This is a genomic window from Herbiconiux sp. (genome assembly GCF_004297105.1).
In the GTDB taxonomy this organism is placed as follows: domain Bacteria; phylum Actinomycetota; class Actinomycetes; order Actinomycetales; family Microbacteriaceae; genus Herbiconiux.
In genome coordinates this window covers 183911-204876 of sequence record NZ_SCVE01000007.1, presented here as the reverse complement: position 1 = coordinate 204876, position 20966 = coordinate 183911, and the positions used below count along the sequence as shown (strand labels likewise).

The following is a 20966-nucleotide window of genomic DNA, read 5'->3' as shown; positions in this document are numbered from 1 at the left end:
CCATCGGTGTCGCCGGTGCGTGCGACGATCGCCCGAGGACCGATCGGAGGGAGACCGGATGCGCGGAGAAGCGACCGTGCTGCACGCCGACCTCGACGCGTTCTATGCCTCGGTCGAGCAGCGCGACGCCCCCGCGCTTCGTGGCCGGCCCGTCATCGTCGGCGGCGGAGTGGTTCTGGCGGCGAGCTACGAGGCGAAGGCCCGCGGAGTGCGCACCGCGATGGGCGGGCGGCAGGCCCTCGACCTGTGTCCGGATGCGGTGATCGTGCCTCCGCGGATGGACGCGTACGCGGCGGCCAGCCGGGACGTCTTCGCGATCTTCCGCGACACGACACCGCTCGTGGAGGGCCTGTCGATCGATGAGGCGTTCCTGGAGGTGGGCGGACTCCGGCGCATCGCCGGCACTCCCGAGCAGGTGGCGGTCCGGTTGCGCGAGCGGGTGCTCGCGGAGGTCGGCCTGGCCATCTCGGTGGGGGTCGCCCGCACGAAGTTCCTCGCCAAAGTGGCCAGCGCGGTGAGCAAGCCGAACGGACTGCTCATCGTCGAGCCCGACCGGGAACACGACTTCCTGCTACCCCTCCCGGTGGAACGGCTGTGGGGAGTCGGCGATGCCACTGCGACGAAGCTGCACGGTCTAGGCATCCGTACCGTCGGTCAGCTGGCCGAGCTCGAATCCGCCACGGCGGAGCGCCTGCTCGGCCGTGCGACGGGCGCGCACCTCCATGCTCTGGCCCGGCTCCGCGACCCGCGACCCGTCGACACCACCCGTCGTCGCGCCTCCATCGGCTCGCAGCGTGCACTCGGCAGCAGGCCGCGCTCACCGGGCGAGCTCGACCTCATCCTCACCCAGATCGTCGATCGCCTGGCCCGGCGCCTCCGCGACGGCGACCGCGTGTGCCGCACGGTGGTGCTGCGCCTCCGCTTCGGCGACTTCACGAAGGCCACCCGATCGCGTACCGTGCGGTCGGGCTCCGACCGCACGACGGTGCTGCTCGGTGTCGCCCGGGAGCTGCTCGCCACGACGCACGACGAGATCGCCGCCCGCGGCATCACCCTCATCGGCGTCTCCCTGTCGCACCTGGCACGCGCCGACACCCTCACGCCCGAGCTCCCCATCGACTGGAACGATCAGGCCGCACTCGACTCCGTGCTCGATGCGGTGCGTGACCGCTTCGGCGCGACCTCGGTCGCCCGCGCCGCCCACCTCGACCGCGACCCGGGCTGGTCGACCCCGCTGCTCCCGGAGCACGAGTGACGCGATGCCGGCCGGAATATGAGAAGGTGCTCCCATGCCCTCGTCGCAGTCGCTGAGCCTGGATGAGCGCCGGCTGGTCGCCGCCTGGGCGGCCGACTGCGCAGAACGGGTGCTGCACCTGTTCGAAGACGAGGCTCCGGCGGATGGCCGGCCTCGGGATGCGATCGCGCGAGCACGGGCGTTCGCGCAGGGCGAGCTGGAGGCCGCGGGCGAGATCCGCCGGCGCTTCGTCGCCGGGCGTGCCGCTCATGCGGTCACATCGCCCGCGGCCAAGGCGGCCGCCTGGTCGGCGGCGCAGGCATCCGGGGTCGCGCACATGGGGGCACACGCCCTGGGCGCGGCCGCCTATGCCACGAAGGCCGTGATGATCGCCGCGAACGCGACTCCGGATGCCGGTGACGCGCAGATCTCCTGGCAGCTGGACCAGCTGAGCGATCCCGCGAGAGATGCCCTGCGCCACCTCCCGCTCCTCGGCGCCGACAACTCGGGCCCACTCGGTGCGGGCCTCCTGGCGTCAGGAACCCTCGGCGCCACCATCCGCACGATCCAGAGCGCCCTGCTGATCCGACGCTGACGACCGACGTGCCGGCGCGCTACTTCGGGTCGGCGTCCCCGTCGAAGTCGTCGAAGACGGCGAGGTCGAGGTCGTAGTCGAACTCGGCCCCGGCTCCTTCGTCGGATGACGTGGCGTACGCCGTGGCAGACGTGCGGTTGCTCGTGTTCAGCTTTCGGAGCTGAGTGCGGAGCTCTTCGGTCTCGGCCGCGAAATCGGGCTCGTCGACGTCACTGTCGACCGGCACCGCGAGAACATCGTTGCCCTGGCCGATCACCAGCTCGGCGGTGCGGTGATCGAGCCCGGATGCGTCGCAGATCGGGATGACCACGGCCTCCGCCAGGCCCTTCTTGGCCAGCGCGGCGGTCAGTTCCACCAGCACGGTTCCGATTTCATCCGAGGTAATGACGGACTCACCCGCGTAAGTAATCTGCTTCACCCCACCACCATGCCCCGATTACGCCCGGCGCGCTCGCGGCGCTCACGTGGAGTCCGCGAGGGTGCGGAGCCGGCGCTTGTCGATCTTTCCCACGGCGTTCTTCGGAATCTCCTCGACGACGTGCACGGCGACCGGGCGCTTGAAGCCGGCGAGGTGCGTGGCACAGAGGTCCATGAGCTGGTCCGGTGTCACGGCGCCCGGTGCGCGGAGGGTCACGTAGGCGACCGGCACCTCGCCCATCACGTCATCGTGCCGGCCGACCACGGCGGTCTCCAACACGTCCTCGTTCAAGTAGATGGCGTTCTCGATCTCCTTGGGATAGACGTTCTCCCCGCCGCGGATGATCATGTCCTTCACCCGATCGACGATCTGCAGGTAGCCGTCGTCGTCGAAACGGCCGATGTCGCCGGTGTGGAGCCACCCGTCGACGATCGCCTCCGCGGTGGCATCCGGGCGGTTGAGGTACCCGGCCATCACCACGGGGCCCGCGATCACGACCTCACCTCTCTCGCCGGCCCGAACCGGCCGGCCGTCGAGACCCACGATCTGCACCCGCTGGCCCGGAAGGGGAAGCCCCACGAATCCGGGCTTGCGCACACCGTCGAGCGGATTGATCGTCGACGCCGTGGTGGTCTCGCTGAGCCCGTAGCCCTCCACGATCGTGAAGCCGAACCGCTCCTCGCAGCGGCGGATGAGGTCGGCCGGCATGGGCGCTGCGCCGCAGACCGCGAAGCGCAGCGATGACGTGTCCGGCTGCACCTCGTCGGGGAGCGCGCTCAGCATCGCGTAGATGGCGGGCACGGCCGAGAAGAACGTGGGCCGGTGCTTCTCCACGTCGGAGAAGAACCTGTCCCGAGAGAATCGCCCCACGATCGTCACTCTCCCCCCGGCGCGAAGCGGGCTCAGGGTGCCGAGCACGATGCCGTTGGCGTGGAACAGCGGGAGCACGAGAAGACTGTGGTCGTGCGGCCCGAGCGCGAACCACTCGATGAACGACGAGGTCATCGCATCCAGATTCGCGTGGGTGAGCATCACCCCCTTCGGGCTGCCGGTCGTGCCGCTGGTGTAGATCAGCAAGGCGATGTCCTCCGGCGAGACGGGCACGACCGCGGGCTCACGCTCGCCGGCGAGGCTCCCCACGGGAACGACCTGCGTCGCCCAGTGCGCGTCGGGCTCCGCATCCGGATCCATGATGACGATCGCGGCGCCCGAGTCGGTGATCTGGAAGGTCGTCTCCGCCTCCCCGAGCGCCGGGTTGATCGGCGTCACGACGGCTCCGAGCCGCCACGCGGCGAACACGGCGATGATCAGCTCGATGCGATTCGGGAGTTTCACCGCGACCACATCTCCTCGACGGATGCCGGATGCCGCCAGCGCGGCCGCCGCCTGCCGCACCCGCCGCGCGAAGGCGGAGTTCGTGTAGGTGCCGCTGTCGTCGGTGATGCAGAGCTCGTCGGGCGCCTCGCTCGCGCGCGCCTCGGGAAGGTCGGTCAGTGTCACGGTGACTCCTCGATGGTCGTCGGACGGAGACGGGGCCGGTCTCGTCGCCGGCCCCGCCCTGGGTCAGTTGCGGGTGACCACCGGCTCGGCCACGAGTCCGAAGCCGCGCAGCTGACCGAGCAGCTCGGTGTGGCCGAATGCCTGGCAGGCCGAGGCGAATCCCACGCGCCGGGGCGCCTGCTGGATCAGCGAGAACGCGGCGAACGCCTGCAGGAGCCCGGTCTGCTTGTAGTTGCTGTTGCCGTGGATGACGACGTGCGAGCGTCCGAGCGGGCCGGAGGCGTGCACCGAGTCGACCGATCGGTTCAGTCGCGGATTCTCACGCGGCGGCATATCGGCCTGGAGCGAAGCCGCGATGTCGCCCAGCGCCTTCTCCTGCGCCGCGGCATCGAGCGGGCGGAGCTGCTCCTCGAACATCTGCACCGTCTGCCCGACGCCCTCCATCACCGCGCGGTTGAGCACCCCGCCGATCGAGCGCACATTGGCCACGCGGGGGTCGTTCTGGAACCAGATCGGATGCGACATCCCACCCCACGGAACGGCGATCCCCATCTCGTGGTACCCGGGTACGGGCACGTCGAACGCCGACAGGTGATCCCACTCGATGAGCTTGTTCTGCTCGAGGTAGTACCAGTTGGCCTTGAGGATGGTGAAGATGGTCTGCGTCGACGCGTAGGTGGGCAGGCCCTTCCAGAGCACGAGGATGTCGAGGGTGTCGTACCCGCCCGGCTCGAGGGCGATGTTGGCCGCGATCTCACTCACGGTGTACATGTGCGCGATGCCCGGCGACAGGAGGAGTCCGGCGTCGGCGAAGGCGTCGCCCCAGGTGTCGCGGGCGTGCAGCACCCAGTCCTGCTCACCGGTCGTGTCGGTGTAGTGCGCTCCGATCTTCAGCGCCGCCTGAACCACCTCGGGCCCGAACTTGATGAACGGCCCCGCGGTGTTGCAGATCACTCGCGCGCCGTCGAAGGCCTCGGCCAGGGCGTCCGCGTCGTTCTCCACGCCGACCACCTCGTAGTCGGCCGTCTCGATGCCGGGGATCTTCTCCACGACCGCTCGCACACGATCGGCGTCGCGACCGGCTGCCACGAAGGGAACGCCCAGTTCGCGCAGGTACTCGCAGATGAGGCGTCCGGTGTATCCGCTCACGCCGTAGACGACCACGGGCTTGTCTGTGCTCATCATCTATCTCCTTTGATTGACATCGAGCCGTCGACAGACGGGCGTCGGCTCCAGCGGAGATTCCAGCTCGTCGTCGAGGGTGGGTGTGTCACAGCAGATCAGAAATTTGGACAGGTGACAAGTGTTTTTTTGACGCCTGTCCGAGAATTGCCAGACGGATGCCCACTTCCGCGCCCGGGTGCGTACTATGGGTTCAACCTGTGAGGCTCGACGACGATCAGTGGAGGGGCAGACCATGAGCGCAACCGCCGAGCGCGTCGCCCGTTCGACCGTGAACAAGTTCGCACAGCGTCGGCAGATGCTGGCGGAGTCCGCCTTGAAGGCGATCGCCGAGCAGGGTTACGCCGAGACCGGCCTCCGGGCCATCGCCCAGCATTCCGAGCTGTCGCACGGTTCGCTGCACTACTACTTCGAAGACAAAGACGACCTCATCGCCCTCGCGGTGTGGAACTACAAGTCGGAATGCGCGCGCCGGTACGACGACATCATCGCGACGGCACGCACGCCCGAGGAGTTCGCCGACCGCTTCGCGAGCACGATGACCGGCACGCTGCGGGATGAGGCCACGCTGCACCGCCTCTGGTACGACCTGCGCAACCAGGCGATGTTCAACACGGGGTTCCGCGACACGATCGTGGCGATCGATGATCTCCTGCAGGAGATGGTCTGGGCGGTCGTGAGCCGCTTCGCCGAGCTCGAGGGGGTGGCGCCGGCACTCACTCCGCCGCTGGCATACGCACTCTTCGACGGAGTGTTCCAGAACACGCTCATCCGTTTCCTGCGCGGCGACACCCAGGCCGTCGAGAACCTGAGCATCGAGGTGCGCGGGCTGCTGAAGAGCGCCCTCGCCTGAGCCCTCCCGACTCACCCGCACGGAGTCTCTGCGCTTCGGCGCGCCCAAAACTGGACTAGTGGATGAAAAACCTTGGACAGTTGTCAAGTTCGAGCGTTAGGGTGAAGCCATCGTCGGGTCCGCGCGAAACAGCGTGAGATGACCGACGGACAACTCAAAGGAGAGTTCGGGATGAGTCAGTTTGATCTCACCGGCCGTAAGGCCTTGGTCACGGGCGGCGCTCAGAACCTGGGGGCCGCCATTGCGAAAGCACTCGCCGACGCGGGCGCATCCGTCGCCATCGGCGATCTCAAAGACGACGTGGGCGAGGCGACCGCGGCTTCGCTCCGCGATTCCGGCGCGACGGCGGCCTTCGTGCACCTCGACGTGACCGACGAGGCCAGCTGGAACGCGGCGATCCCCCAGGTGGTGGAGAAGCTCGGCGGACTGGACATCCTGGTCAACAATGCAGGCATCGAGGTCACTTCGCTGCTCGCCGACCTCGACCCCGACGCACTCCGCACGATGTTCGACGTCAACGTCGTGGGAACCTCGCTCGGCATCAAGAACGCCTTCAACGCCATGAAGCCCGGTGGAATCGCCGGCGCGGGCGGCGCGGTCGTGAACATCGCCTCGGTGGCCGCCCTGATCGCGTTTCCCGCGCTCTCGGGCTACTCGGGGTCGAAGTCGGCCGTCGACCGCATCACGCGGATCGCGGCGGCGGAGTCCGGGGCGCTGGGCTACGGGGTGCGGGTGAACTGCATCTACCCGGGGCTGATCGCCAACGAGATGGGGCTCAAGCTCGCCACCGACGTCGTGGAGATCGGACTGTTCCCCGACGTCGAGACCGCGGTGGGCGGGGTCGTCGGCCTCACGCCGCTCGGCCACCTGGGCGAGCAGCAGGACATGGCCAACGCCGTCGTCTTCCTCTCCTCCGACGCGGCCTCGTTCATCACGGGTACCGGCCTGGCCGTCGACGGCGGCATGGGTTCCTGATCACCGCCACGGGGGCGCCTCGCGATGAGGCGCCCCCCCTCGGCCTCGAGCCGGCGGTCAGGCGGCGGGGGCCGCGTACATGCTGACCACGGCGGATCCGCCCAACCCGATGTTGTGCTGCAGCGCCCGGGCGGCACCATCCACCTGACGCTCGCCCGCGAGGCCCCTGAGCTGCCAGGTGAGTTCCGCGCACTGGGCAATGCCGGTGGCCCCCAGCGGGTGCCCTTTCGCGATGAGACCGCCCGAGGGGTTGATCACCCATCGGCCGCCGTAGGTCGCATCCCCCGAGTCGATCAGCGCTCCGCCCTGACCGGCTCCGCACAGCCCGAGACCCTCGTAGCTGATCAACTCGTTGGTGGCGAAGCAGTCGTGCAGCTCGATCACGTCGACATCCTCGGGCCCGTATCCCGTCGCGTCGTAGACCTGTCGCGCGGCCCGCTGCGTCAACCCCGCGCCCGAGGCGGCGATGGCGGATGAGCCGTCGAAGGAGTCGGGCTGATCGGTCACCAGCGCCTGCCCCACGATCTCCACGGCCTGCGCTGCGAGGCCGTAGCGCTCCACCCCGCGTTCGGTCATCAGGATCGCAGCCGCGGCCCCGTCGCTCGTGGGCGAGCACATCAGTTTCGTCAGTGGCCCGTAGTAGCCCGGCGAGTCCATGATCTCGTCGAGCGAGTAGACGTCGCGGAACTGGGAGCGGGCGTTGTCGCGGGAGTGCCGATGGTTCTTCTCCGCCACTCTGCCGAACTGTTCCGCGGTGGTGCCGTAGCGCTCCATGTGCTCCAGCCCCGCGGCACCGAAGATCTCGAGGGTCATCGGCATCCCCGACGACGGGTACCGCGCTTCGACCGACTCGCGGATGCGGCGGAGCGGACTCTCCCGATCGGCATAACCCTCCGACAGCGAGCCGCGCTGCATCTTCTCGAAGCCGAGCGCCAGTGCGACGTCGGTCTCGCCCGACCGCAGCAGCTGCCGCGCGAGGTAGAGCGCATTCGACCCGCTGGAGCAGTTGCTGTTCACGTTGAGAACCGGGATGCCCGTCTCACCGAGCTCGTAGACCGCGCGGGTGCCCGACGTGGAGTCACCGTAGACGTAGCTGGCGACGGCCAGCTGCACGTCGTCGAAGCGGATGCGCGCATCCGCGAGCGCTGCCGTGCCGGCTTCGTGCGCCATCGACGGGTAGTCCCACGGCGCCTCGTGCTCGGTGGGGCGACCGGGCTTCTCGAACTTGGTCATGCCCACACCGACGACGAATACCCGCTCAGACATGCGTACCTCCCGTTCGCGCCTGGAGTTCATGGCGTCTCTGTATAATAGTCAGAGCTGACTAATTTGGGAAGGCGACCATGGCAGAGCCCCAGCAGGCGCGATCGAGGGACACCCGGCAGCGGCTCCTCGACGCCGCGATCGACAGCCTGATCGAGGTCGGGTACGCGCGCACCACGACGGTCGCCGTGATGTCCCGCGCGGGTGTCTCACGGGGCAGCCTCCTTCACCAGTTCCCGTCGCGGGAGGCCCTGCTCCTGGCCGCGATGAGCCATCTCGTGACCGAGGGCATGAACGACCTGTCGCACTCGATCGGCCCCGAGGCGCGGGCGCCGGAGCCGGAGCACATCGTCGAGGTGCTCTGGCAGACGTTCCGGATGCGCTACTTCTGGTCGTCGATCGAACTCTGGGTCGCGGCGCGCACCGACCCCGACCTGCGCCGGGAGATCTATCCGCAAGCCAGAAGACTGGGCCAGTTCGTCGACGAGGCGTTCAGCCGCTTGTTCGGCAGGGATCATGCGGCACCCGGCACACCCGACCACCCCGGCACACCCGACTCCCCGGGCCCTTCTGATTCGTTCGTCGCCCTCCGAAACCTGCTCATCTCCAGCATGCGGGGCGCGGCGCTGACCTATGCGTTCAGCCCCCGCGACCCCGCCGACGAACCACTGCTCAACACGTGGGCGCAGCTCGTTCGCGACCACCTCGCCCGCGAATCATCCACTGTCCCGGCGTAGACGAACGAGCAGATTTTCAGGTTTTTTTGAGCCAGGGAGACTTAGCACTCCCCTCGGCCGAGTGCTAAATTGTGAGTACTTGAGCGATGAGCGCTCAGGTCTTCGATTCGGAAGGAGAACGATTCATTATGGCGATGTCTTTTGATCCTTTCAGCGAGCTGGACCGGCTCGCCGCCGGCCTTCTCCAGGGGCGCTCGGCCCCTCGGGTGATGCCGGTGGATCTCTACCGCGACCAGGATCGCTACGTGCTGAACGCCGACCTCCCCGGTGTCGATCCGGGATCGGTCGATGTCGATGTCGACGGCCAACTGCTCACGATCCGCGCGCAGCGCACCGTGGCATCCGCTGACGGCGCGAAGTGGCTGGCCCAGGAGCGCCCGGCAGGGAGCTACTTGCGGCAGTTCAGCATCGGCGAAGGCGTCGATACGGCCGGCATCTCGGCGTCGTACGACAACGGGGTGCTCAGCGTGATCATCCCGGTGAGCGAGAAGGCCAAGCCGCGCAAGATCGAGGTGCAGTCACAGACCGCGCCGGTCGACGAGCAGAAGACGCTCACCAGCTAGTCCGACGCGCTCTTCTTCTGTGGTGGAGGTGATGATCGTGTACGCAGCCACTCCCCGCGCGGGAGAGCCGGTCGAAGAGCGGGTCTTCGCCCTCGAGTGGGGCCAAGACGATGTCGATCGCGTGTTCTGGGAGATCGTTCGCGCGAACAGACCCCCTGTAGTGAAAACCGGCTGCACGAATCCGCCATCCCCGTCGACAGAACGCGGTCACCGTGAGCACTCCCCCTCGGTGTGGTTGCGGGGGCGAATGGGATGGCGTCACCATGGGCGCAACCGGGAGAGATCACCCCCGACTCGCCTGAGGTGACCGGACCGATGTGGGGCCCCGCGTGGGGCCCCACATCCCTTTTTCGGCCGGGGCCGAGGGCTCCGCGAAACCCCCGCGCCACTACCACTCCGAGTCCCGAACCGCTCAGATGCTGCTTCAACGTTCGTCGAATAGCGTGCCCGCATGGTCTCTATGCGACGCGTGAGAATTTCCGGAGCGACCGCCATGGCCGCGGGGCTGGTGACACTCAGCGGGTGCGTCGCCGGTTCGGAGGTCGCCGAACCTCCCGCGCCCAGTCCATCGTCGGCCACCCCCACTCCCGACCCGACCGCAGCCGCGATCGCCGCTGCAGCAGCCGACGAGAAGCTTCTGCCGATGCCGGTGGAGGACATCCGCGACTGGGCCGAGGCCGCTGTGCCCGGTACCGATACCGAGGGCCACCAGTCAACCTATTCAGGTTGGCTCAGCCAGAATTCGTCACGACACCAGACCAACACCGATCACACGATCGACGCGGGAACCTACCAGGTTCAGATCGCCTGCCGCGGCGACGGAACTCTGACGGTGTCCGTGCACCCCATCGACGCCGAGCCCGAGGCCGAACCCGTGGTCTGCCAGAACAGCACCATCGCGTTCGACGCGGCCACGGCCACCCCCGGTCTCGTCTCGGAGCTCAGTGTCGACGGGGCGCCCACCATCTACGCGTTGTCGTTCGTGCGCGCCTCCACGCCTTGAGCGCGCATCCGACCTCGTGAGCGAGCATCCGACTTCCTGAGCGCTCATCCGTGCGGACATGCATTCTCGATCACACCCGCACGGAGTCGGCGGTTCAGAAGGGTGCGGGGTCGCCACCGAGTTCGCGGCGACTCGATGGGTCAGGCGGCGTGGAGAAGGCACGGCGAGTCGGCGCGTGACCCGTGGGCCTCGTGGTGTGAAGGGCTCCGGCCGGTGACGTCCAGTGCAATGCCCGGCTTTCACCGGATCTGACCCGCCATCCGCCCTGATGTTTCAGCGTGTGATGTCGGCGACACAAGGCGGCGAGGTTGGCGAGGCTGGTTTCGCCGCCTTTCGCCCAGTCTTGGGTGTGATCGAGGTCGCAGCGGTCGGCGCGACGGCGGCAACCGGGAAAGCGGCAGGTCTCGTCGTCGAGGATCACCACCGTCCGGAGATCGGCCGGCACCTTGTAGCGATCGCGACCCACCGAGAGCCGTTCGCCCGTGATCGGGTCGGTGAGGATGCGGATGAACGAGGGCGCGCCGGCCGCGAGCCGGCGGGCGGTCTCGAGATCGATGGGCCCGTGGCCCTGGAGCTCGGCGGGCTCATCCGACTGGCCGAGAAGAGTCATGACGGGCACGGTGACGGCCACGTTCGCGGTGATGCCGGACGCCCGGCCGGCGGTCTCACCGTCACGGTGGAGGAGCAGCTCGACGAGGCCATCGGCGCGGAGTTGGGCGTGGGTTCGCGTCTCATCGGGTGACCGCAGGGCCCGCCCCAGCTGGTCGAGGGTGTCGTCGATCGCGAAAGCGGATGCGGCGGGCAGATGGCACACCACAGTGGCCATGCCGTCGCGCTCCTTCTCGACCCAGACCGCCCGCTCTTCGCGAGCCTGACGGTGACGGGTGTCGATCGACTCGGGATGCATGCGCTCCCGCACCGCTCGGGCGTGCGCGCCGAGCTGGGTGCTGGTCTGCACCGCGGCATTCGACATGACGACGGCTTCGAACTCCGCGCGCGCCGACTCCGGCAGCGACGCCGCCTGCCGCACGACCGCTTGAGCGTGGCGATAACCGATGTCACCCCGCGTCAGGGCGGCGAGCGTGAGCGGCAGAGAGTCGCAGAGCATCTCGGCGTCGTCGATGCGCCGGGCCGCCGTCGACTCGGGGATCAGGAGAGTGGTGGCAACCTCTGCGACCAGCGAACGGCGTGCGTGCTCGAGCGACCACCCGGGCAGATTCGCCAGCCAGTTCGCCTTGCGCGCGGCAGCGGCGAGCCGCACCACTGCAGCGGCTTCGAGTGCCGCCTGCTCCCGCTGGATCACCGCCGCCTCGTCGGCGTCGAAGCCGATCCCCCGCAGCAACGAATCGCGGGTCTCCGTGACCGATTCCGGCCTCCCGACCGCGCGCGCATCGGCGCAGAGGGGGGAAGGTGCGGAAGCGGTGGGAAAGTTCATGAGCGTACCTCAATTATACACTGCCGAGGCCGTCGCACACAAGCAATAGTCCTGATCCGATCGCTTTTTCGGGCGGGCCGAGCTGTGCACGTCGGGCCGCGCGCTCCGTTCGTGAGACCGCGTTCGCCGGGTACCAGGGGACACGCCACACCAATTGTGATCGATCACATTATTCGATAGCATCCCAGTGATAACGATCACCACTGGGTGAGCTCAGCGCTTTCCGCCCCCGACCAGTGGCATCTCAAAGAGGAGAATGAATGCGTTGTTCAATCGCGGTACACCAGGCCGACGAGGTCGCTCCGACCGTCATCGACCCGGCGAGGAAGGCCGGCGACCTCCGGTAGACGCGCACGCGTGATGAGGGGCTCGCTTCGGCACGCCCCTCCCCTGGAGCTCACGCCAGCCGTTCGGAATATGACCGATAGTCACCCTGCTGTGATCCTCCGACGAGGACGGCGGGCCCGGCCACCCTTCCACACCTTCGCCTGACGGCGACGGTCACGCTGCATCCCGTTTCGAGCGGGAGTGCGGTCGATTCTGCGTGCCCCCGCGCAGGTCGAATGACGAGTCGATTCTGCGCGCCCCCGCGCGGATCGAACGAACAAAGGAGAACGAAATGAAACCTCAGCAGAATCACGACGGCCGCCGAAGAGGTCGGCCGGCGTCGCGCGGAGCAGCGCTCCTGGGCGTCGTCGCGCTCGTCGCGTCAGCGATGACAGCGACCGCCGCCGCAGGTGCGGCCTCCGCGGCACCCGTGAGCATCATCACCAACGGAACCTTCGAGAGCGGTATCACCGGCTGGACGGCCCCGCTGGGCGGAACGCTGTCGCAGAGCACCGACTCCAAGACCGGCACGAAGGCCCTCGCCATCAGTGACCGCTCCAGCTTCCAGTCCGGTCCGACTGCCACCGTCACCGGTCTCCTGAAGACCGACCAGTCGTACGACCTGAGTCTCGCGCTGAAGTTCGACACCGGGCGGGCGACGCAGGCCTTCAACGTCGTGCTCTGCACCTCCACGCGGAGCCAGTGCGATGTCGTCGCGTCGACCACGGCCACCGCAGGTGAGTGGTCCACGATCGAGAAGACGTTCACACCGCTCGCCGCGAACTACGACATCATGTTCGTCGAGACCCCGTGGAACACCGATGTGCAGAGCTTCGTCATCGACGATGTCGCCCTCACCACGGATGACGGCGCGCCCGCGACCACCGAGCCGCCGGCGGTTCCGGGCAACCTGCTGCCCGACGGCCGATTCGTCTCCGACACCACCGGGTGGACCAACACCCGCGGGGGCACCCTGACGCTCTCCGACGACGCCTCGAGCGGAGCGCACTCCCTGCAGGTGTCCGGTCGCGAGAACACCCAGTCGGGCCCCTTCGCCGACGTCGCAGACAAGCTCGAGCTGGGTGCCACCTACCGCATGACGGGCTCGCTCAAGTACGACGAGGGCAACGACACGCAGCAGTTCAACTTCACCTTCTGCCCGACGAACTTCAATGGCTGCATCGATTCCGGCCACACCTTCGCCAAGGGCGAGTGGGGCACGTTCTCGCAGGAGTTCACGGCCGAGGCGCGCCATGTCGGCGCATCCTGGTTCTTCGTGGAGACGCCGTGGGGTTCCAGCGCACTGCAGGACTTCCGTGTCGACGACCTGTCGTTGGTGAAGATCGCGGATGCCCCGGCCGAGCCGGAGTTCACGAGCCTCGAGACCGTGCAGACCAAGCCCGTCGGCGACCACAACCCGCTGGTGGGCCACAAGTTCGGCGCCGATCCGCACCACCTCGTGTACAACGGTCGTCTCTACATCTACTCGACCGATGACACGCAGCAGTACGAGCTGAACTCGAAAGACGCCAATGGCCTGCCGACGCAGTCGAACGGCTACGGCGGCATCACCCGACTGAACGTGATGTCGACCAGCGACATGGTGAACTGGGTCGACCACGGCACCATCCCGATCGCCCGCGAGGGTGGAGCGGCCCCGTGGAGCCGCAACTCGTGGGCACCCGCCGCGATCGAGAAGGACGGCAAGGTCTACCTGTACTTCTGCGACAGCGGCACCGGCACGGCCGTGGTGGTGGGCGGATCGCCGCTCGGACCCTGGGAGGACCCGCTGGGCAAGAAGATCATCCCCGACACCGTGTCGACCGACTACATCGCGAACGGCGGCTTCCCCGCGGGGATGTGGCTCTTCGACCCCGAGGTGTTCATCGACGACGACGGCCAGGGCTACCTGTACTTCGGCGGCAACTCGCAGATCGGCACCGCACCGAACGTGCAGGGGCCGCAGAACCCGAAGTCGACCCGCGTGGTCAAGCTGAAGGACGACATGGTGACCCTCGACGGCGACCCCGTCGAGATCGACGGCCCCGGCATGTTCGAGGCCTCGAGCCTGTTCAAGCACGGCGACACCTACTACTACTCCTACTCGTCGAACTTCCAGGTTCGTGAAGAGCCGGGCAAGTACCCGTCGACCGGTGCCATCGCGTACATGATGACCGACGACCCGATGGATCTCTCGGCCTCGAAGTACGCGGGTGTCGCGTTCCAGAACCAGGGGAACTTCTTCGGCGCCGGCAACGGCGGCAACAACCACTCCGACATGTTCACCTACAAGGGAGAGACCTACTTCACCTACCACGCGCAGACCCGTGGAGCGGCCTGGGCGGCAGCGCTCGGCACTCCCGGTGCGACGCAGGGCTACCGGTCGGTGCACATCGACAAGCTCGACTTCAACGACGACGGCACCATCAAGCCGATCACGGGTACTCGGGCAGGAGTCGATCAGGTCGAGAGCTTCGACCCGTACCGCACCTTCGAGGCCGAGACGCTCGCCTGGCAGCTGGGCATCAGCACCGCGAGCACGGATGTCGCATCCGTGGAGTTCCCGGAGCACAACGGCAGCGGCAACATGGTGCTCTCGAGCATCGACGACGGCGACTTCTCGGCCATCTCGGGTGTCGACTTCGGCGCCGGCGCGAAGACGGTCTCGGCGAAGGTCAAGCCGCTGGTCGCCGGGGGCAGCATCCAGGTGCGCCTCGATGACGTCGATGGTGCGGTCGTCGCGGAGATCCCCGTCGACGGAACCGTCGGAGAGTGGACGACCGTGCAGGCGGACGTGACCGGTGCGACGGGCGAGCACGACGTGTTCTTCGTGTTCGCCGGCCCCGAGGGTGCCGATGCGGAAGCCGACCTGTTCGAGGTCGACAACTGGGCGTTCACGGGCGAGGACGGCGGCGAGGGCACGGAGTTCTCCGCGCAGCTCTCGCGCACCGAGGTCGCAGCCGGCGACTCCGTCACGGTCACCGCGACCGGCGCCGACGCAGCTGAGGTCGAGATCGGCATCGAGAGCGAGTACCGCGCCCTCGGCACGGCGACCGTCGTCGACGGGAGCCTGGAGAGCACCGTGGTGATTCCGGCGGACATCGCACCGGGAGCGCATCACATCGTGCTGCGCGACGGTGACACGGAGCTCGCGAGGTTGGCGCTCACCGTCGTCGCCGCGCAGGGAGGCGGCTCCGGGGGAACCGATGGAGGCACGGGAACGGGAACCGGCACGGTGACCGGTAACGGCAGCGGTGGCGGTGGCGGCACGAGCACCGTCGCGGGAACCGGCAGCGGATCGCTCGCGTCAACCGGTAGCGACGGAGCCGCGAGCGTGATCGCCGCCTGGCTCGCCGCGCTGGCGCTCGGCACCGGCCTGTGGCTCCTGCGCCGCAACCGGCGCGTACGCCCGCGGAAGGTCGACATCGGCTGACGGTGAAGCCGCCGCCGTCGAACGGCTGAGCCGCACCGGCCCGCTCCCGCACTGCTCCGGCAGCGAGGGAGCGGGCCGTGTGCGTCGGTGCACCCGAGTCCGACTTGGCCGTATGATGAAGTCATCATTCGACGATTCGGAGCGACGTGGAACCCTTTCTGTCCGGATCCGACCGGCCCCTGTACGAGGTGAAAGCCAACCTGTTCAAAGGGTTGGCGCATCCGCTGCGCGTCCGTGTGCTCGAACTGCTCCTCCCCGGGGAGCCTGTCTCGGTGTCGGAGCTGATCTCAGAGACCGGGCTCGAAGCATCCCACATGTCGCAACACCTCTCCGTGCTGCGAAAGAACCACCTCGTCGTCGCGGAGCGGCGGGCGAGCCAGGTTTTCTATCGCCTGGCGTACCCGGAGGTCGCCGACCTGCTGCGGGTGGCACGGATCCTGCTCGCGCAGATCCTCGAGACGACCCACGATCAATTGGTGTCCACCCAGCACCTCCCGGCCCTCGCGGCCCCGTCGGCGTAGTGCCGTGATCGCCGACGTCGCCCGCCGGGCGCGGGCCTTCCTCCCCTCCCGCTCCGACTACCGCGGGCTGAAGCGGAGCCTTCGCGGCGACCTGATCGCCGGGTTCACCGTCGGCATCGTGGCGCTGCCGCTGGCCCTGGCGTTCGGAGTGAGCTCCGGAGCGGGTGCGGAGAGCGGCCTGATCACCGCGATCGTCGCCGGCGTCGTCGCCGCAGTGTTCGGTGGGTCGAACCTGCAGGTCTCCGGGCCGACCGGGGCGATGGTCGTGGTGCTCGGGCCGATCATTGCCGCACACGGAATGGGCGTGCTGCCCGTGGTGTGTCTGATGGCCGGCCTCATCCTCGTCGCCGTCGGCGTGACGCGGATCGGCCGGGTGGTCGCGCTGATCCCCTGGCCCGTGATCGAGGGCTTCACGCTGGGCATCGCGGCGATCATCTTCCTCCAGCAGGTCCCCTCCGCGATCGGCGCCCCGGCGGGCGCGAGCAGCAACGCCGCCATCGCCGCCGTGGAATCGCTCGCCCACGTCGACGCGGTCACGGCCCTGTGGACCCTGGGCATGGTCGCCGCCGTCGCCGTGATCATGACGCTGGCGCCGCGACTGCACCCTCGCCTGCCGGGATCGATCGTCGCCGTCGTGCTCGTGACCCTGGGTGCCGTGCTGCTCGGGGCACCCGTGGCGCGGATCGGCGCCCTTCCCTCGACGCTTCCCGCCCCGCAGGTCCCGGCGATCGACCCGGGCACGCTCTCGTCGTTGGTCGTACCCGCCGCGATGGTGGCGGCTTTGGCCGGGATCGAGTCCTTGCTGTCGGCGCGTGTGGCGTCGTCGATGACGGATGCCGGGGCCTACGACCCCGACCGAGAACTCGTCGGGCAGGGCCTCGCTTCGATCGCATCCGGTCTCTTCGGCGGCATGCCGGCCACCGGTGCGATCGCCCGCACCGCGGTCAACGCCCGTTCCGGCGCTCGCACCCGGGTGGCGGCGATCACCCACAGCCTCGTGCTGCTCCTGATCGTCTATGCCGCCAGCACCGTGGTGGCCGTGATCCCGCTCGCCACCCTCGCGGGTGTGCTGATGGTCACCGCCACCCGGATGCTGCCGTGGTCGACCGTCACCACAGTGCTCCGGTCGAGTCGCTCCGACGCCGTCGTGTTCGTGGTGACGGCGATCGTCACCGTCAGCGTCGACCTGATCTACGCGGTGGTCATCGGCATCCTCGTGGCTGCGTTCTTCGCGCTGCGAGCCCTGGCCCGATCCGGCGGGGTGCAGCGCGAGCCGCTTCCCGGTGCGGCCCGAGCGGGAGACGACCAGATCGCCCTGCTCCGGCTCGACGGCGCCCTCTTCTTCGCCACCGCAGAACGGGTGATCGGGCAGATCGGCTCGATCGATGGCACGCAGGTCGTGATCCTGCGACTCTCCCAGCTGCAGATCCTCGACTCGACCGGCGCCCACACCGTCGCCGAGCTCGTGACCACCCTCGAACGTCGCGGCATCACGGTTCTCGTCAAGGGCATCCGCCCGGAGCACCTGCCCCTCACCACCCGCGTCGGTGTGCTCGCCGCCCTCCGCCACCCGAACCACCTCTTCGACGACCTCGACGCGGCCGTGGCGCACGCCCGCACCCACGTCGTCGTGTCCACCCTGCCCACGCCGGGCGGTCGACCATGAATGTCACCGTCTGGGTGAAGCCGGGCGCACGGAGCGGCGCCTCGGTGACGGCGTCGGAGCATCCGGAGCAGTACGACCTCATCGTGCGAGTGCCCGAGCGCCCCGTCGAGGGCGCCGCGAACGACGCCGTGGTGCGCCTCCTCGCCGACCACTTCGGCGTTCGGCGGGCGGACGTCGCCGTCGTCTCGGGTCACACCTCGCGCCTGAAACGGATCCGCATCGACGAGTGATGTCGGCCGATCACCCCTAGCTTCCGATAAAAGCGAGCCACGTCTTGCCGACTTCGGGCGGCGATCCAGCCCTGATCCACAACTCGTCGGCGCAATCCTCTGAGCAGGCTCGCCCGCCGTAGATCATTTCCGCACGCGGAACTCGGATGCCGCAATGACGACATCGACGAAGCCGCCTCGGGGTAGGCAGTGCGTGAATAGACATCGGTGCCTCCGTCCTCTCATGATGTTGCCCCATGGATCATTTTGCCATATACACGAGGCCATTCATAGGTGCACAATCGGCAATGCTGACGGGATGCCCCGCCGAACTCCCCAAGGTTCCTGGCCCGAGTTCGCACGCGAGCTGGGCCTCTCCCTGGAGCGACTCCGCCGCAAGCGCGGCCTCAGCCAGGAGGCCGTCGCCTACGCAGCCGGCCTGAGTCGCTACACCTACCAGAAGTTCGAGCGCGGCGAGTCGATGCCCGGCTCTCCCGCGAATCCGTCTCTGCGCAACGTAATGGCCCTAGCCCAGGTTCTCGGAGCGACGCTCGACGAGGTACTCCCCCAGCCGTGGCCGGACCTCAGGGCCGGACGCGATTAGCTCCGGTCGACCACACGGTGTCACCCAATCTTCAACTGCGTCTTCCGCGATGATCCTCCACTTTCGTGGGCAGTATCAGAGCACGGATTCCAGGTGTCCGAGCACTCGGAATGAGTCGCCGGCTTTCCAACGACAGTGACTCTCGTGCATTTCAGCCGCTCGGTTGCAAGGTGGTCGTTTTCAGCTGATCGATGATGCGCTCGATCTCCTCCGCGGTTGCCGGGCGCGATCCGAAAGGAAAGCTCCCCGCGATCGGGACGTCGAAGCGCACCTCGTATCCGCCCCAGAGCACGCCGATCCCGAGCGCCCGGAGGGACTGAAGCCCGTTCTTGGCCGTACTCGGGTACACGCGGAGAACGTTCTCCCTCGGAAGCCAGAGCTCGCAGGTGATCTGCGACCGGCCTCCCCAGAACCCGATGCCTTCGGAATTCGCCGTCACGGTCAATCCCCACGGCATACGACGTTCCGTTCGCCCGAGGCGTCGTAGATCTTCGGCGATGCGATCTGTGCGAAGTGCGGGTGCGACCACATCCCAGGTGCCCATGGATCTGAGATAGGCATCCCTTCTAGCCCAGCCGGCGATCCACGCTATTCCTGCGCTGCCCGCGACCATCACGACGATCAGCGTGACGACCATTGCGCCGACAGTGATCCATGCTATCTGGGGACTACCCGGCTCCTGGCGAGAAAGGCGCACGAACTGGAGAACGAGAAAACCGCTGCCCGCAGCGAGAGCGCCAAGGACGCTCAGCCAGAAACCACGCTTATCAGCCACAGCACGACCCGATCAATACGACTGGAATGTCAATCCCCCTCAAGACCGATACTAGTGAGATTTGAGACAATCCCACCCGAGCAGGACCGATACGCCGTCGGCATCATTTCAGGCGTGAATGCTTCGAACTCGCCGGCTGCACCCACGGTCACAAGCGAGAATGGCCAACTCGTGACGGCCCAGCGTGCAGTAGTCGCTGCTCAGGAAATCCCACGCGTCAGTCAGAGTGTTGCGACCTGTCGCACGGATCGGCCCACCCTTTTTGGGCCTGAACCGACGCGAACTGGATCTCGTAATCGCTCTTCTTGGCCGGTCGTCCGACCTTGGTGCTCTTCGCCACGCTCAAGGCCGCTCGGCAGTGATCGCGACGTCGAGCCATTCAACGGGCGTATCTGCGAGTCCGGCTGCTATCACGGTGGCGGTTTCGCGCCAGGAGGTGAGTTCAGCGGCGACCAAGTGAGCCTGTCCCGTCGCGAACGATGCGCGAGCCGCGTCGACGAGCTCTCGGGCGCACTGCGTGCGATCGGACTCATTCAGTGCGAGCATCCACGGGAAGGCATTCGCCATGCGGTCAGCCAGCGTTCCGCGATCATCGGTCGCGACCGCATTCAGTTGAGCCGCGAACTGAAGCGGTTGCTCGCGAGCATCCGCCTTACACTTGGACATGAGAACAAGGCCCTCCCCGTTGCGGCGAGTCACGTTGACGGGGCTCTCCTCCGCGGCCGCAAACACGCGCGGAGCATGCCGGCTGAGATCGGATGAGGGAAAAACGCGCATTGCGGATGAGGCGGCCATGCCCCCATCGCACTTCAGAATGTGTTCTGAATGCATGGTCGCCCGAATAGAAGGCGAGGTTGCGATCCGCACACCAGCGGAGGAAAACAGGCAACAAAAAAGGCTCCTCGATGAGGAGCCTGACCTTGCTGGCATAAAGACTCTCTGTTCTAACCATTGGGAATTGCCATTCACCCCTGTAGAACTGCGGAAATTGGCCGAAGTAGGTGACAGAGACCAGGGTTCGAAGGGCTCTGCTGAGTACCGAGCCCACGAACTCTCTAGACGACTTGGCGCCAAGAAATTGAGCGAGATCGTCCGCCGTGCGAACTCAGGTGAGAGTGCTCGGTCGTTAGCGCAGGAACTTGGCGTCGCAAACTCAGCGCTAACAAGAATGCTCCGCGAGGAGGGTGTTTCGGTCCGAAAGTCCAAGGTGACCGCCGAAGACGAGCAGGCGCTTGCTCGAGCATATGATGCAGGCAACACGATCGCGGAGCTCGAGAAGTCATTCAAGCTATCGCACGGTGCAGTGCTTCGGGCGCTCCACCGCACGGGCGTTGAGATGCGAGCGAAGGCTCCGCGCCGCAAATCTTGACGGGCTGCGACCGGCAGCCCGTCGTCGATACCTGACTCTGCGCCGACCTAAACGGTACACAAACTTAGGTCGGTGATTGTTCCCGGCTCACGGTATCTCGGCGTTAGTCGAAGTCGTCGGCCTCCGCCTCAATGAAACTCACGCCGTCGCATGCCGGACAAGTGCCGGCTTCAGTGATCAATTCGTTAAAGGACTCATCGTCATTGAGCACGACCACGTTCACAGACCCCGTGCCATCGCAATCATCGCAAACTGCCCAATACTCGTTGGGGTTGTCGCCTTCGGTTCGGAAACGGCGCATAGA

At 67.3% G+C, this 20966-nt stretch carries 21 protein-coding genes; 13 read left to right on the top strand and 8 right to left on the bottom strand.

All coding sequences use genetic code 11. From position 1 onward, the window contains the following. Positions 1-58 precede the first annotated feature (58 nt). Both dinB and EPO52_RS04200 read left to right on the top strand, forming a co-directional pair. Entirely contained in the window at positions 59-1255 is a 1197-nt protein-coding gene (gene dinB / locus EPO52_RS04205) for a DNA polymerase IV (RefSeq protein WP_290802407.1), read from the top strand. A 34-nt stretch (positions 1256-1289) separates the two neighbouring features. After that, the gene (locus tag EPO52_RS04200; RefSeq protein ID WP_290802404.1) at positions 1290-1829 is read left to right on the top strand and encodes a putative immunity protein; all 540 of its coding nucleotides are present in this window, start codon (positions 1290-1292) and stop codon (positions 1827-1829) included. Positions 1830-1848: 19 nt separating this feature from the next. Here the strand turns inward: EPO52_RS04200 and EPO52_RS04195 are convergent, their stop codons facing one another. The 3 genes from EPO52_RS04195 to EPO52_RS04185 form a co-directional block, all read right to left on the bottom strand. Beyond that, on the bottom strand, positions 1849-2247 hold the full coding sequence (locus EPO52_RS04195; RefSeq protein WP_290802401.1) for a hypothetical protein: 399 nt from the start codon (positions 2245-2247) through the stop codon (positions 1849-1851). A gap of 42 nt (positions 2248-2289) precedes the next feature. Continuing rightward, complete coding sequence (locus EPO52_RS04190) at positions 2290-3747, bottom strand: AMP-binding protein (protein WP_290802398.1); 1458 nt, start codon at positions 3745-3747, stop codon at positions 2290-2292. Between the two features lie 63 nt (positions 3748-3810). Continuing rightward, positions 3811-4929 (bottom strand): DUF5938 domain-containing protein, encoded by a 1119-nt coding sequence (locus tag EPO52_RS04185; protein ID WP_290802395.1) that lies wholly within the window; start codon positions 4927-4929, stop codon positions 3811-3813. Positions 4930-5164: 235 nt separating this feature from the next. Between EPO52_RS04185 and EPO52_RS04180 the strand changes: the two genes are divergently transcribed. Both EPO52_RS04180 and EPO52_RS04175 read left to right on the top strand, forming a co-directional pair. Further along, positions 5165-5782 (top strand): TetR/AcrR family transcriptional regulator, encoded by a 618-nt coding sequence (locus EPO52_RS04180; RefSeq protein WP_290802393.1) that lies wholly within the window; start codon positions 5165-5167, stop codon positions 5780-5782. A gap of 171 nt (positions 5783-5953) precedes the next feature. Continuing rightward, complete coding sequence (locus tag EPO52_RS04175) at positions 5954-6757, top strand: SDR family oxidoreductase (RefSeq protein ID WP_290802390.1); 804 nt, start codon at positions 5954-5956, stop codon at positions 6755-6757. A 57-nt stretch (positions 6758-6814) separates the two neighbouring features. Here the strand turns inward: EPO52_RS04175 and EPO52_RS04170 are convergent, their stop codons facing one another. Next, a complete protein-coding gene (locus EPO52_RS04170) occupies positions 6815-8023 on the bottom strand; it encodes a beta-ketoacyl synthase N-terminal-like domain-containing protein (protein ID WP_290802387.1) in 1209 nt (402 codons plus the stop codon). 77 nt (positions 8024-8100) lie between these two features. On the opposite strand from EPO52_RS04170, the gene EPO52_RS04165 reads away from it, so the two are divergent. The 3 genes from EPO52_RS04165 (at position 8101) to EPO52_RS04155 (ending at position 10323) form a co-directional block, all read left to right on the top strand. After that, on the top strand, positions 8101-8757 hold the full coding sequence (locus EPO52_RS04165; protein ID WP_290802384.1) for a TetR/AcrR family transcriptional regulator: 657 nt from the start codon (positions 8101-8103) through the stop codon (positions 8755-8757). 128 nt (positions 8758-8885) lie between these two features. After that, positions 8886-9320 (top strand): Hsp20/alpha crystallin family protein, encoded by a 435-nt coding sequence (locus tag EPO52_RS04160; RefSeq protein ID WP_290802381.1) that lies wholly within the window; start codon positions 8886-8888, stop codon positions 9318-9320. A 469-nt stretch (positions 9321-9789) separates the two neighbouring features. Continuing rightward, a complete protein-coding gene (locus tag EPO52_RS04155; RefSeq protein WP_290802378.1) occupies positions 9790-10323 on the top strand; it encodes a hypothetical protein in 534 nt (177 codons plus the stop codon). Positions 10324-10417: 94 nt separating this feature from the next. On the opposite strand, the gene EPO52_RS04150 is transcribed toward EPO52_RS04155, so the two are convergent. Continuing rightward, complete coding sequence (locus EPO52_RS04150; RefSeq protein ID WP_290802374.1) at positions 10418-11758, bottom strand: HNH endonuclease signature motif containing protein; 1341 nt, start codon at positions 11756-11758, stop codon at positions 10418-10420. Positions 11759-12377: 619 nt separating this feature from the next. Here EPO52_RS04150 and EPO52_RS04145 point away from each other — a divergent pair. The 5 genes from EPO52_RS04145 to EPO52_RS04125 all read left to right on the top strand — a co-directional run bounded on the left by EPO52_RS04145 (position 12378) and on the right by EPO52_RS04125 (position 18518). After that, a complete protein-coding gene (locus EPO52_RS04145) occupies positions 12378-15518 on the top strand; it encodes a carbohydrate binding domain-containing protein (protein ID WP_290802371.1) in 3141 nt (1046 codons plus the stop codon). A 146-nt stretch (positions 15519-15664) separates the two neighbouring features. Then, on the top strand, positions 15665-16039 hold the full coding sequence (locus tag EPO52_RS04140; protein ID WP_290802368.1) for a metalloregulator ArsR/SmtB family transcription factor: 375 nt from the start codon (positions 15665-15667) through the stop codon (positions 16037-16039). Positions 16040-16043: 4 nt separating this feature from the next. After that, the gene (locus EPO52_RS04135; RefSeq protein WP_290802365.1) at positions 16044-17705 is read left to right on the top strand and encodes a SulP family inorganic anion transporter; all 1662 of its coding nucleotides are present in this window, start codon (positions 16044-16046) and stop codon (positions 17703-17705) included. After that, entirely contained in the window at positions 17702-17935 is a 234-nt protein-coding gene (locus EPO52_RS04130) for a DUF167 domain-containing protein (protein WP_290802362.1), read from the top strand. Before EPO52_RS04135 ends, EPO52_RS04130 begins: the two co-directional genes overlap by 4 nt. A gap of 298 nt (positions 17936-18233) precedes the next feature. Then, positions 18234-18518 carry a helix-turn-helix transcriptional regulator gene (locus EPO52_RS04125; protein ID WP_290802359.1) on the top strand — a complete coding sequence of 95 codons (285 nt, stop codon included), beginning with the start codon at positions 18234-18236 and terminating at the stop codon, positions 18516-18518. 151 nt (positions 18519-18669) lie between these two features. Here EPO52_RS04125 and EPO52_RS04120 read toward each other — a convergent pair whose 3' ends face one another. After that, positions 18670-19293 (bottom strand): hypothetical protein, encoded by a 624-nt coding sequence (locus tag EPO52_RS04120; protein WP_290802357.1) that lies wholly within the window; start codon positions 19291-19293, stop codon positions 18670-18672. 342 nt (positions 19294-19635) lie between these two features. Further along, the gene (locus EPO52_RS04115) at positions 19636-20088 is read right to left on the bottom strand and encodes a prevent-host-death protein (RefSeq protein WP_290802354.1); all 453 of its coding nucleotides are present in this window, start codon (positions 20086-20088) and stop codon (positions 19636-19638) included. Between the two features lie 34 nt (positions 20089-20122). On the opposite strand from EPO52_RS04115, the gene EPO52_RS04110 reads away from it, so the two are divergent. Continuing rightward, positions 20123-20662: a hypothetical protein gene (locus EPO52_RS04110; RefSeq protein ID WP_290802350.1), complete on the top strand. Its 540-nt coding sequence runs from the start codon at positions 20123-20125 to the stop codon at positions 20660-20662. A gap of 103 nt (positions 20663-20765) precedes the next feature. On the opposite strand, the gene EPO52_RS04105 is transcribed toward EPO52_RS04110, so the two are convergent. Beyond that, entirely contained in the window at positions 20766-20963 is a 198-nt protein-coding gene (locus EPO52_RS04105; protein ID WP_290802347.1) for a hypothetical protein, read from the bottom strand. Positions 20964-20966: the final 3 nt, after the last annotated feature.

What these genes read in the sequence shown, in the direction of transcription:
- EPO52_RS04160 (WP_290802381.1), top strand. Translation starts at nt 8,886, where the DNA reads ATGGCGATGTCTTTTGATCCTTTCAGCGAGCTGGACCGGCTCGCCGCC.
- EPO52_RS04180 (WP_290802393.1), top strand. Translation starts at nt 5,165, where the DNA reads ATGAGCGCAACCGCCGAGCGCGTCGCCCGTTCGACCGTGAACAAGTTC.
- EPO52_RS04165 (WP_290802384.1), top strand. Translation starts at nt 8,101, where the DNA reads ATGGCAGAGCCCCAGCAGGCGCGATCGAGGGACACCCGGCAGCGGCTC.
- EPO52_RS04185 (WP_290802395.1), bottom strand. Translation starts at nt 4,929, where the DNA reads ATGAGCACAGACAAGCCCGTGGTCGTCTACGGCGTGAGCGGATACACC.
- dinB (WP_290802407.1), top strand. Translation starts at nt 59, where the DNA reads ATGCGCGGAGAAGCGACCGTGCTGCACGCCGACCTCGACGCGTTCTAT.
- EPO52_RS04125 (WP_290802359.1), top strand. Translation starts at nt 18,234, where the DNA reads ATGCCCCGCCGAACTCCCCAAGGTTCCTGGCCCGAGTTCGCACGCGAG.
- EPO52_RS04170 (WP_290802387.1), bottom strand. Translation starts at nt 8,023, where the DNA reads ATGTCTGAGCGGGTATTCGTCGTCGGTGTGGGCATGACCAAGTTCGAG.
- EPO52_RS04130 (WP_290802362.1), top strand. Translation starts at nt 17,702, where the DNA reads ATGAATGTCACCGTCTGGGTGAAGCCGGGCGCACGGAGCGGCGCCTCG.
- EPO52_RS04145 (WP_290802371.1), top strand. Translation starts at nt 12,378, where the DNA reads ATGAAACCTCAGCAGAATCACGACGGCCGCCGAAGAGGTCGGCCGGCG.
- EPO52_RS04115 (WP_290802354.1), bottom strand. Translation starts at nt 20,088, where the DNA reads ATGGCCGCCTCATCCGCAATGCGCGTTTTTCCCTCATCCGATCTCAGC.
- EPO52_RS04175 (WP_290802390.1), top strand. Translation starts at nt 5,954, where the DNA reads ATGAGTCAGTTTGATCTCACCGGCCGTAAGGCCTTGGTCACGGGCGGC.
- EPO52_RS04110 (WP_290802350.1), top strand. Translation starts at nt 20,123, where the DNA reads ATGGTCGCCCGAATAGAAGGCGAGGTTGCGATCCGCACACCAGCGGAG.
- EPO52_RS04150 (WP_290802374.1), bottom strand. Translation starts at nt 11,758, where the DNA reads ATGAACTTTCCCACCGCTTCCGCACCTTCCCCCCTCTGCGCCGATGCG.
- EPO52_RS04200 (WP_290802404.1), top strand. Translation starts at nt 1,290, where the DNA reads ATGCCCTCGTCGCAGTCGCTGAGCCTGGATGAGCGCCGGCTGGTCGCC.
- EPO52_RS04105 (WP_290802347.1), bottom strand. Translation starts at nt 20,963, where the DNA reads ATGCGCCGTTTCCGAACCGAAGGCGACAACCCCAACGAGTATTGGGCA.